This is a genomic window from Nocardia sp. NPDC003345 (assembly GCF_053589395.1).
Window position 1 is genome coordinate 1 of record NZ_JBSFRU010000490.1, and the last position, 3219, is coordinate 3219.

At 68.2% G+C, this 3219-nt stretch carries 4 protein-coding genes; 1 reads left to right on the forward strand and 3 read right to left on the reverse strand.

Annotated elements, in window-relative coordinates:
- Positions 1 to 83 precede the first annotated feature (83 nt).
- From pgm to crcB (ACWDU1_RS31090), 3 genes are all read right to left on the reverse strand, one after another.
- A complete protein-coding gene (gene pgm, locus ACWDU1_RS31080) occupies positions 84 to 1724 on the reverse strand; it encodes a phosphoglucomutase (alpha-D-glucose-1,6-bisphosphate-dependent) (RefSeq protein WP_450003951.1) in 1641 nt (546 codons plus the stop codon).
- Between the two features lie 47 nt (positions 1725 to 1771).
- Complete coding sequence (gene crcB / locus ACWDU1_RS31085) at positions 1772 to 2131, reverse strand: fluoride efflux transporter CrcB (protein WP_450003953.1); 360 nt, start codon at positions 2129 to 2131, stop codon at positions 1772 to 1774.
- A 94-nt stretch (positions 2132 to 2225) separates the two neighbouring features.
- Positions 2226 to 2657 carry a fluoride efflux transporter CrcB gene (crcB, locus tag ACWDU1_RS31090; protein WP_450003954.1) on the reverse strand — a complete coding sequence of 144 codons (432 nt, stop codon included), beginning with the start codon at positions 2655 to 2657 and terminating at the stop codon, positions 2226 to 2228.
- 154 nt (positions 2658 to 2811) lie between these two features.
- On the opposite strand from crcB (ACWDU1_RS31090), the gene ACWDU1_RS31095 reads away from it, so the two are divergent.
- A partial coding sequence (locus tag ACWDU1_RS31095) for a TetR/AcrR family transcriptional regulator (protein WP_450003955.1) occupies positions 2812 to 3219 on the forward strand: 408 nt, incomplete at its 3' end.

Sequence of the window (3219 nt, forward strand, 5' to 3'; positions counted from 1 at the left end):
CTCGAGACTCGCGGCTGCGCCGCCTCGCTTCGAGCACTGACAGCAGACGCGGGCCGAACCTTTTGCGGGGCCGGTCCGGGAAATTAGGCGCCCTCGGATAAGGCCCGGCCTACCAGGTCGCGCGCGGCGTCTTGGACCTTCGCGAGATGGTCGGGTCCGTGGAAGGACTCGGCGTAGATCTTGTATTTGTCCTCCGTGCCCGACGGCCGGGCCGCGAACCACGCGTTTTCGGTGCTCACCTTCAACCCGCCCAGGGCCGCGCCGTTACCGCGGGCCTTGGTCGCCACCTCGGTGATCGGCTCGCCCGCGATCTCGCTGTCGGTGACCCGGCCCGTGTCCAGCCCGGCCAGCAGTTTCTTCTCCTCGGGGCCGGCGGGGGCGTCGATCCGCGCGTAGGCGGGGCTGCCGTAGCGGCGTTCGAGTTCCTGATACCGGGCCGAGGGGCTCTCGCCGGTGACGGCGGCGATCTCGCCGGCGAGCAGGGCGAGCAGGATTCCGTCCTTCTCGGTGGTCCAGACGGTGCCGTCCATTCGCAGGAACGACGCGCCCGCGCTCTCTTCGCCGCCGAATGCGAGGCTGCCGCTGAACAGTCCCGGCACGAACCATTTGAACCCGACGGGCACTTCGTAGATATCGCGGCCGAGAACCCCGGCCACGCGGTCGATCATGGAGGAGGTGACGGCCGTTTTTCCGATCTTGGTGAGCGCGTCCCAGCCCCGGCGATTGGCCACCAGGTATTCGATCGCGACCGCGAGGAAATGATTCGGATTCATCAACCCGCCGTCGGGGGTGACGATCCCGTGCCGGTCGGCGTCGGCGTCGTTACCGGTGGAGATGTCGTAGTCGTCGCGAATGGCCACCAGCGAGGCCATGGCGTTCGGCGAGGACGGGTCCATCCGGATCTGGCCGTCGCTGTCGAGGGTCATGAAACTCCAGGTGGGATCCACCGTGGGATTGACCACCTCCAGTTCCAGGTCGTAGCGCTGGCCGATCTCCTCCCAGTAGTCGACGCTGGCGCCGCCCATCGGGTCGGCGCCGAGCCGGATACCGGCGCCGCGGATGGCGTCGAGGTTCAGGACGGCGGGCAGATCGCCGACGTAGTGGTCGAGATAGTCGTAGCGACCGGCGGCGTCCATGGCCTGGGCCAGCGGCGCCCGTTTCACCTCGGCCAGCCCGCCACGTAACAGCGCGTTGGCGCGTTCGGCGATGGCGTCGGTGGCGCCGGTATCGGCCGGACCCCCGTGCGGCGGGTTGTATTTGATACCGCCGTCGCGGGGCGGATTGTGCGACGGGGTCACCACGATTCCGTCGGCCTGCCCAGCGGTCGCCGCGCGATTGTGGCGGACCACCGCGTGACTCAGCGCGGGTGTCGGGGTGTAGCGGCCGCGGGCGTCGACCACCGCGCCGATCTCGTTACCGGCCAGCACTTCCAGGACCGTGGTCCAGGCGGGCTCGGAGAGCGCATGGGTGTCCCGGGCCAGGTAGACCGGGCCGGTGATCCCGCGATGCGTGCGGTACTCGACGATCGCCTGGGTGATCGCCAGGATATGGGCCTCGTTGAAAGAGGCGTCCAGACTGGAACCACGGTGCCCGGAGGTTCCGAAAACCACCCGCTGCGCGGGTTCGCCGGGATCGGGCCTGCGACTGTAGTAGGCGGTCACCAATCCCGGAACATCCACCAGATCGTCGGGGCGGGCGGGCCGGCCGGCTCGGTTGTGGGCCATATTCGGATCTCCCTTCGTGGTCGGCCGCACGCGGCTGGTCATCATGATCATCCGAACAGTCCCGCGATCGTGGCGGCGAAATAGACCGCGACGAGGCAGATCCCGGCGTTGAGGACGATATTGGCCAGCGCGTACGCGTACGCACCGCGGGTGGCGAGCACAACCGTGTCGTGCCCGAACGTGCTGAAGGTGGTGAGAGCACCGCAGAATCCGATACCCGCAACCGTCGCCGGCACACCGGCCACACCGGACCCGATCAACGCACCCAGTATCGCCGAGCCCACAATGTTAACCGTCAAGGTGCCCAGTGGCAGCGGAGATCTGGTGCTCAGGGCCACCGCGTGGTTCAGCAGGTATCGCGCTGTCGCGCCCAGCATTCCGGCGCAGACCACCCAGACCGCCGTCACCGGACGCGCTCTCGCGAGAACGATCGCACCGGACCCGCCACCACCATGACCCGACCTCTTTCGCTGATACCGCCCTACATTTGTCTTCGCCGTACTACGTTGTCCCGCCCCGTTTACCGGCCACCCGCCGGGTGAGCGCCGTCCCGGCGACCACCGCGCCCAGACACACCACCATGGTCCCCACGAGGTATCCCAATGCCACGGCGGTGCTCCCCGATTCGAGCAGTGTACGAACCTCGGCGCTGTAACTGGAAAAGGTGGTGAAGCCGCCGAGCACCCCCACGCCGAGAAACGGGCGGATCAGGCGGTGCGGCGCACGCAGCACCTCGGTGATCAGCACCATCAGCACGCCGATCGCCAGACAGCCGGCGACGTTCGCCAGAAAGGTTGCCCACGGCACGGATCCGGGCCGGTGCGGCAGCCACAGCGCGAGGCCGTATCGGGCGACCGCGCCGAGCCCGCCACCCACTGCCACGACCGCCACCGTGGCCGCGTCGATCGGAGCCGGTCGTACGAATTCGGTCAATCAGGGCACCTCCGGAGCAAGGTCTCGGCGCGGCGGGGTCCGGGGATCCACTACCACCGCACCCGGGGCAACGCCGACACCGTATCCGCAGGCCGGATCGGCCTTTCGTTCGGCCGGATCGAAACGATTCGCCCTTAATTAATAGCTTGCTACCATGCCGGATGTGAATCTCGCCACCACCACGGTCCGGCCCCGGCCTCTCCGGGTCGACGCGGCGCGTAATCAGCAGCGCATCGTCGATGCCGCCCGGCAACTGTTCGCCGACCGCGGTCTGGAGATCACGCTCGACGAGGTCGCCGACCACGCGGGTGTGGGCGTGGGCACGGTGTACCGCCGCTTCGCCAACAAACGCGAACTCGTCGCGGCGGTTTTCGCCGTGCATATCGAGGAGTTCACTCGCGCCGCCGAGGAGGCGCTGGCCGCCGACGATGCCTGGGAGGGCCTGGTCCGGCTGTTCGAGTACGCGTGCCGGCATATGGCGACCAATCGCGGGTTCAGCGAGGTCATGCTCGAATTGCGCGACGATCCGATCCGGCTCGGCTGTGGGCAGGATCGGGTCGGC